This is a genomic window from Chromatiales bacterium 21-64-14 (assembly GCA_002255365.1).
In the GTDB taxonomy this organism is placed as follows: Bacteria; Pseudomonadota; Gammaproteobacteria; order 21-64-14; family 21-64-14; genus 21-64-14.
Map to the genome: position 1 here is coordinate 1 of NCBI01000075.1, position 6,886 is coordinate 6,886.

The 6,886-nt window shown below is 60.6% G+C and carries 8 protein-coding genes; 2 read left to right on the plus strand and 6 right to left on the minus strand.

The window, feature by feature from the left end:
- Window positions 1–377 precede the first annotated feature (377 nt).
- Together B7Z66_15620 and B7Z66_15625 are read right to left on the minus strand one after the other, a co-directional pair.
- Window positions 378–584 (minus strand): hypothetical protein, encoded by a 207-nt coding sequence (locus B7Z66_15620; GenBank protein OYV74680.1) that lies wholly within the window; start codon window positions 582–584, stop codon window positions 378–380.
- Window positions 559–1,632, minus strand: a complete 1,074-nt coding sequence (locus B7Z66_15625; protein ID OYV74681.1) for a transcriptional regulator — start codon at window positions 1,630–1,632, stop codon at window positions 559–561. Before B7Z66_15625 ends, B7Z66_15620 begins: the two co-directional genes overlap by 26 nt.
- 1,001 nt (window positions 1,633–2,633) lie before the next feature.
- Between B7Z66_15625 and B7Z66_15630 the strand changes: the two genes are divergently transcribed.
- Window positions 2,634–3,023 (plus strand): hypothetical protein, encoded by a 390-nt coding sequence (locus B7Z66_15630; protein ID OYV74682.1) that lies wholly within the window; start codon window positions 2,634–2,636, stop codon window positions 3,021–3,023.
- 87 nt (window positions 3,024–3,110) lie between these two features.
- The gene (locus B7Z66_15635; GenBank protein OYV74683.1) at window positions 3,111–3,668 is read left to right on the plus strand and encodes a chlorite dismutase; all 558 of its coding nucleotides are present in this window, start codon (window positions 3,111–3,113) and stop codon (window positions 3,666–3,668) included.
- A 375-nt stretch (window positions 3,669–4,043) separates the two neighbouring features.
- Here B7Z66_15635 and B7Z66_15640 read toward each other — a convergent pair whose 3' ends face one another.
- From B7Z66_15640 to B7Z66_15655, 4 genes are all read right to left on the minus strand, one after another.
- Window positions 4,044–5,354: a hypothetical protein gene (locus B7Z66_15640; protein ID OYV74684.1), complete on the minus strand. Its 1,311-nt coding sequence runs from the start codon at window positions 5,352–5,354 to the stop codon at window positions 4,044–4,046.
- Window positions 5,351–5,596, minus strand: a complete 246-nt coding sequence (locus tag B7Z66_15645; protein ID OYV74685.1) for a hypothetical protein — start codon at window positions 5,594–5,596, stop codon at window positions 5,351–5,353. The genes B7Z66_15640 and B7Z66_15645 overlap by 4 nt, the downstream gene beginning before the upstream one ends.
- Window positions 5,597–5,784: 188 nt before the next feature.
- Window positions 5,785–6,543, minus strand: a complete 759-nt coding sequence (locus B7Z66_15650) for a hypothetical protein (GenBank protein ID OYV74686.1) — start codon at window positions 6,541–6,543, stop codon at window positions 5,785–5,787.
- A gap of 29 nt (window positions 6,544–6,572) precedes the next feature.
- Window positions 6,573–6,770, minus strand: a complete 198-nt coding sequence (locus B7Z66_15655; GenBank protein ID OYV74687.1) for an integrase — start codon at window positions 6,768–6,770, stop codon at window positions 6,573–6,575.
- Window positions 6,771–6,886 lie beyond the last annotated feature (116 nt).

Genomic DNA, 6,886 nt, shown 5'->3' on the forward strand with positions numbered 1-6,886 from the left:
TCGTTGCGCCTGGCCGGCCGGATCAATAGGAAGGTGGTCGACGGGGTCCCTGGCTGGGGCTTGTTGTTCTTCCGCCACTGGTGTCCTGCTGCCCTCCTTTGCTGGGAATCGTACCACCCGGTTGGGGCTGTGGGTATCCCTTGAAGGGTCTGCAATTGTTGAAGAAATCGCGGGCTTGGATGAGTGTCGGGGTTCGTTGCCCGGCGATTATTGGTGTAAGCCCTATAAATAGTCTATTCAATAACAATTTTGTGGGAGCGGATTTGGGGCGTGGTGAAGACTCGTGGATGCCTGGAGCGCCATGCGATCGGCCCCGCCCTATTCAGGGGGCGGAAGAAACGGGGACGGAGGGGATAAAACTTATTCCCTCCGTCCCCTTAAGACTGCTCGATGGTCGTTGCCGTCAGTTCGAGGATCTTGAGGCCGAGGCCCGGCAGGTCGGGATGCTGGTCATGGAGCTCTTCTTCGAACAGCACGTCCGGGACAGCGAAGTCGAACTCCAGCGTGAACGTGGCCTCCAGCAGGCCGGCGACATTCATATCGATGAGGATGTTGGCGTCACTGATGAGGAGCGTGTTCGGCACTATCCATGTTCCGTTGGGCGTGGAATTCGGCGAGCGGTATCCGTAGCAACTCGGCGGCCTTTGATTCTCCGATCAAGTCCTCGGCCAGGGCATGGTAGACAAGTTGAAGGAAGAGTTGGGGCTGTTCCTGCGGAACGCCACCGCAGGGCTCGTTCTTGTGCCAACCGCGCAGACGAAAGAACCGGACCATCGAGATATAAGCTGCTTCCGAGACTATACCCAGGTCGCGCGCACGGTGCTGCCACCCCCCGATGCTGAGACCGTAGGCCTTTTTCAGCACACACAACTCGCGGACTTCAAGTCGGGTACGGCTTGCGCCGAGTTCCTTTTTGACCTCGGACTCCGGTGCTAGAAAGGCGCCAGCAAAGCGGTTGGCGGCCGCCTCCTCTTGCTCTTTCAGCGCCGGGCCCAGGCGTCCCTTGAGTATGAGGTGGCCCAATTCATGGGCGAGGGTGAAGCGCTGACGATCTCCGGGCCAGCCGGAGCCGACGACAACGATTGGAATGCCATCGACGTTCGCAGCCAGTCCGTCGAAGCGCTCGCCATGTAGAGCTTCAGACTGAAATACGAGGATTCCGCGCTCTTCCAATGTGTCCGTGAGTTCAGGGATCGGGTTGGTCCCCAATTGCCACGCCTCGCGGACCTGGGTCGCAACGACCTCTATCTGCGCCAGTTCATCAATGCGCTTCGGTAGCCCGGCCGGTACCTGGAAGGTCTCAATTGGGCGGGTGGGCAGGTATTCCGCCAGTTCCAGAAAGCGCTCGATCTGCTCTATGATGTCGCCTTCGATTTGCGCCAGGAGGCGCTTGGGCAACCGAGCATGCTTGCGATACTCAACTTCCTTGAGCGCGACATTGGTCTGCCGGAAAAAGTATTCCACCCGCACGTTCAGCGCACGGCCGAGGGCCAGCAGCACTTTTGAAGAAGGGGTAGACTTGTTGTTCTCGTACTTGGAAATGGCCATGGCGGAAATACCCGCCTGCTCCGCCAGCGCGCGCAACGAGAGGCCCGCTGCTCGGCGGGCCTGCTTCATGCGATCCCCGATCATTTTGGGCTCTCCTTAAGAACGCTCCGCACTGTCTGGTTTACAATACTTGAAAATAATATAACATTTTGTAAACTATCGCTACTGGTGCCGCCGATGTCAAGGGACGCCATGTAAAAATAGCTATTCATAACAGAATGTTAATTTCGTGGCCACCAATCCTCCCGCAGACAACGGGCATCGCAACGGTGCGGTCCGGGACCGCTCCCAGCACCATAACCCGCAAGGTGACGGAAAAAAGGGGTCGGTGACAAATGAGAATCATTTGTCACCGACCCCTTTAATTTCCATCGATTGCACCAACCACCCGTGGTGCCGGGTGCGGGAGCGGGAGCGGCCCATTGCCGGTGCCGGGCACGACGCGACGGGATGCTCGGGGCCCCCCGGGCGCCCGCCCCACCGCGCTGACTTCAGGCGGACCCGATGCCGGGCGGCACGGCCGCGTAGTGCCGCCGCGCCCAGGCTACGGTCGCTGCTACCTCGTCCACCGCGGTAGGGCTAGACGTTTCCCGTATTGGGGCGCGGGCGCGTTTAGCGTCCTGGCTTCACGGTATCCGATGTCCTCGTCGGTGCTCGGCGTACGCGGAGGGCGTCAGTCCTCCAGGCGCAGCTTCTCGCTCCTCGTTGTACACCCGGCGAAGCCACTTGAGGGATCCAAGCCTTTTGTGAAGGGCACCCTCGCCTCGCTTGCCCGACTTTTGTCTTGGGCTTGGTTAGGGGATCGGGGCACGCCACGTTTGCGGCTTCGGCAGCAGTCAAGCACGCAATGCCAGGACAATGGCGAACGGCATGGTCTACCCCCGGATGGACTAGACTACATTGCGGGGGAATCATCATGCGCTTGGCAAAGGGAAGGAGGGCGGAGCCCGAACGCCCGCACCAGGCTGGCATGGGGGGCCAGGATGATCCGGCGTGGTCCTACGCGCCGCGATTCCGGGCCAAAAAGCGGGGGTGGAGATGGGGCCTGCCCCGGATTCACAACGGATGATCCAGGGGAGAACGACATGACGGAAGCTGACCGCATTAAGTATCTGCGCATCGCCATGATTCTCGTGGGGCTGACCTTCATATTCGGCCTTTGGCCGCTGGGAATCGTCTGGCCGGCGGGCTGGACATGGCATGAAGGGGGGCGTTCGGAGTATCTCGAGATGATCCTCGGCATCTACGCCACGCTCGGCGTGTTCCTGCTCATCGCCGCGCGTGACCCGATGGCACACAAGAGCCTGATCTGGTTCACGATCTGGTCAAGCATCGTGCATGGCGGGATCATGGGTGTTCAGTCGATCGCCAATCCCGCGCATATCGGGCATCTCGTTGGGGACGTCGCGGCCTTGATTGCCGTTGCAGTGGTATTGGCGCTTCTTGTCCCGCGCCCGGCCTTGGCATTGCGATAACCGGCAACGCGATCACCCAGCGTTCAACCGGACGCGCGACCGCGCGTCCGGTCATTGATGCTACGGGGCTCACCGGGGGAGATGGCTATGTCGACCCGATTGTTTTCGTTCATGGGGGGCGCGGCAGGCCGTTGGCGGGTCGTCGCGATGAAGGCGATCGCCGGTGAGGCACTGCCTGGGGCGAGCAGGCTCGAAATCGCCTCCGGCCCGGAGATCCCATCCGGTCCGCGGGCGGCTTGGGTGCTTCGCGGCATCACCAGCAATGAGCGGTATGTCGTTGGCGAGGAACGCAGCGAAATGGTGGCCCGCCAGCTGAGTCTCGGTCGCCCCGAGGCCACGTGCGGCGCTTTCATTCCAATACGGAAGAACGCGGCCTGGTGGGCGCTTACACAGGAACAACGCCAGCACGTCTTCGAAAAGCAGTCCCACCACGCCAGGATCGGGCTACAGTACTTTCCCACGCTGGCGCGTCGGCTGCACCACTGCCGGGATCTCTCGGAGCGTGAACCGTTCGATTTTCTCACATGGTTCGAATACGCACCCGCGGATGAAGCGGCGTTCAACGCGCTGCTCGCCGGGTTGCGTGCAACGGAGGAGTGGGGCTACGTTGAGCGGGAAGTCGACGTCCGACTCGTGCGTGAATAGGCCTGAGTTACCCCTGATGCCACGGGCACTTGGTTAAGGTACGCGCGAGCATTGTAAGGGCCGTGTAATCGGGGACCACGGTTTCGCGGAGAAGCGGGGACGGAGGGAATAAACTTTATTCCCTCCGCCCCCTTAAGACCCCATGAGAAATAAATCCCCTTTCTTCGGATAACAGGAAATCGTGGGCTGGACCTCCCCCAGTTTCGGGCTTCTGTTCGCCCCTCCGGGTCTGGCTGCCGGTGGACTCCACACGACCATCCGTAAAGGTGTACTGCTCGGTAAGCGAGTACGGCCGCGTCTCCCAGCGCGAATCGCGCAGGCTGGGGTTACATAGGCGCGGCAAGTGTCGGCTTCGTTCAGGGGCATCGTCTGGTTCTATTGCTTAACGACTCTGATCATTTCCGCCCGTTTTTTCACCCCATCCAGTATCGGGCCGGACGTTGATTCCGGCATACCGGCATCGGTAGCCAGTGCGGCTGCCTCTTCGAGTGCACCATCTATCCGCGCGCTTATATCCGAGAAAAGATTATCCATATTCTGCTCGCTCAGGCCGGACCTTTTGCCGGTCTGGTAGAAATGCCGTGGCTGGATCTGATTGAGGCGATAATACCCCTTGTCCCCGATCGCCATCGCCAGTTTGACCTTCGGTACCGGGAATTCCGGGTACGGGGCTGCGGACATCACATCATAGAGCGGTGTCAGCCGGTAGCCACCCGGGGCTAAGAAAATCGAGACGTTCTTGGCATGACCGTCAATGGCGGCCAGCAACCAGAACACGATCTGCGCTTTCATTAAGGTCAGCCGGTCTTCATACGGGGCGATTGCGCCGTTGAGGAATGACATGACATCCGCAATGCCGGGGCCGCCGTCACTCTGATATTTCCGCATCGGCGGCGCCCCCAGCGCCTGGCAGAGATCCTCCTGCGGCAATCGGTACAGCACACCGTTCTGCCAGATCCGGTCGAAGCGTTCCACGACTATCACGGGCTTGCCATCAAACATGCGCACTTCCGTCCTCGCGGTCTCAAGCCCCAGAGCGCGGCACAGGGTCAGGCACAGCCACTCGTTCCAGGGCGTGTCGGAAAAGTCCGCGCCGTCAGGCCCTTCCCGCATCGCGGGTTTGAAGATATGGGAGGTCGGTGTCGCTCTGAGCGGCAACTGCCATTGATCGTCGATCCAGAGAAATGCGGTCTTTTCCTGTACGCCGGCAATCGAGATACGAAAGTCATCCTCCTCGGCATACAGGCCCAGCGGGTTGGTGCCCAGCGCTGCCAGCCGCGCGGCGATTTCATCGTCACTGACCGGCCGGTATTGCATTTGTGTAGGATCGCCAGGGTCCGCGCCTTCCGGAACGAAGCGCAGCGCTCCGACGCAATCGCGACCGATAACGGCCAGCAGATCAAAGATGCCGGCACTCTCGGCATGCTCGCGCGCCGCGATTTTTTCCCGAACGGTACGGTCGTCAGGCAGCAGTCCATCGAAGTAGCTGGTTGCCGCTGCGCCGGACCAGATGCGGTCCGACAGCGGCATGGAGCGTGAAATGGGAAACGACCGGTCCGATGACAGCCATTCCGGGTCATAGCGGAACGAAGTCGCCCCGTCCGGCGCGCGGGCGTACCGGCCGACCTTGCTCGACCCGACATAGACATCCAGCACGCGGCCCTGGCGTTTTCGTCCCACGCTCAATACGCCGCGGGATCAAACCCGGTTGTCCGGCGCGGGACGACGGACAGATCCAGATCGAGCGCCGCCAGCACCCGCATGACGGTATCGAGCTTGGCCGTGGTTGCCCCGCTCTCGATGTCCGAGACCAGTGCCTGCCGGATGGAGGCCTTCTGCGCGACATCGACCTGCCGCAGGTTCTGCTGCTTGCGCGCCAGGCGGATGGCCGCCCCGAGATCCTGGTTGCTGCGAATAACCTTACCCATTGCTATTCCTGGTTATACGATATAGCGTATAAATTATATATATACGCTCAGACAGATAATATCAAGGAATACGCTGGGTCGGATATTAGCAAAGCTTGCTATCAGCCCCGGAAGCCCGGGATGAACGGCGAAAATCATTCGCTGCGATCGGAAAAGGCAGTATTTTCAGGCCTGACGTCGAAAACCGTTCAACAAGCACGCCCCTGGACCATCAGGACCCAATCCGGCCTGAAATCCGGATTCAGCGCTTCCGGCGCATACCCGCGCGGATTGCAGACCACCCGGGTGCCGTAAACCTCGTAGTCAAATGATTCGTGCATATGGCCGTGTACCCATAGCGCTACCCGGTCGCCCTCCATAAGGCGCTCCAGATCGCTGGCGAAGGCCGGGGTCAGCAGGTCACGCGCATACCGCGGATGTACCGATTGCGAGGACGGGGCATGGTGTGTGACCACCGCGGTCGGGCCGTCGAAGGGCTCGGCCAGCATCGTGGCCAGCCAGTCGCGGCTTGCAGTATGCAGCCGAATGGCATCCTCCGGTGTGAACGGCCGGCCTTGATTCTGGATAATGGAGAAATCCGTCATCCGATGCCGCGCCGCCTGCATGGCGAAGAACTTGTCTGCTTCGCCGAACAACGCGAAGTCGGTCCACAGGATGCTACCCAAAAACCGCACACCATCGATGACCACCTGGTCGTCGGTCAGGACATGGATGTGATCCGGTGCCTGTGCCTTCAACTCGTCGATCAGGTCGATGTCCTGGTGATAGAACTCGTGGTTGCCCGGTACGTAGATCACGGGCCTGTCCGGGAGTCGCTTCTCCGCCCATCGCAGACCACCCGTTCCTACACCGATGTCGCCCGCCAGAATCACGACATCAGCATCCGTTTCTGGCGGCATAAAATCTTCGAACTCGATGTGCAGGTCATTGAGGATGTGGAGCTTCATGAATCAACCTTACTCCAACAGACCGGATCTCACCGCCCCAGATAAGTCGCAACCACGGCCTCGCGCTCATGCCCCAGCTCCCGGCTGCTGGTGAGCCGGGCTTTACGGTCCAGTTCGCGCTGTTCCAGGGTCAGCTCCCTGGCCACCGGCCCGACGGCAGCCGGACATGACCAGCCGGTCAGTTCCGCGTCGCGGTTCTGGTCATAAACGTGGCGCAGGCCGTGCATCTGGTGAAGGGCGAAAAGGGGCAGGCCACGGCTTGTGGCTTCGGCGTTGGTCAAGCACGCAATGCCAAGACAATGGCGAACGGCATGGTCTACCCCCGGATGGACTAGACTACATT

Coding starts and splice junctions, on each gene's coding strand:
- B7Z66_15625 (OYV74681.1), bottom strand. CDS start 1,632: ATGATCGGGGATCGCATGAAGCAGGCCCGCCGAGCAGCGGGCCTCTCG.
- B7Z66_15630 (OYV74682.1), top strand. CDS start 2,634: ATGACGGAAGCTGACCGCATTAAGTATCTGCGCATCGCCATGATTCTC.
- B7Z66_15635 (OYV74683.1), top strand. CDS start 3,111: ATGTCGACCCGATTGTTTTCGTTCATGGGGGGCGCGGCAGGCCGTTGG.
- B7Z66_15645 (OYV74685.1), bottom strand. CDS start 5,596: ATGGGTAAGGTTATTCGCAGCAACCAGGATCTCGGGGCGGCCATCCGC.
- B7Z66_15650 (OYV74686.1), bottom strand. CDS start 6,543: ATGAAGCTCCACATCCTCAATGACCTGCACATCGAGTTCGAAGATTTT.
- B7Z66_15655 (OYV74687.1), bottom strand. CDS start 6,770: ATGCACGGCCTGCGCCACGTTTATGACCAGAACCGCGACGCGGAACTG.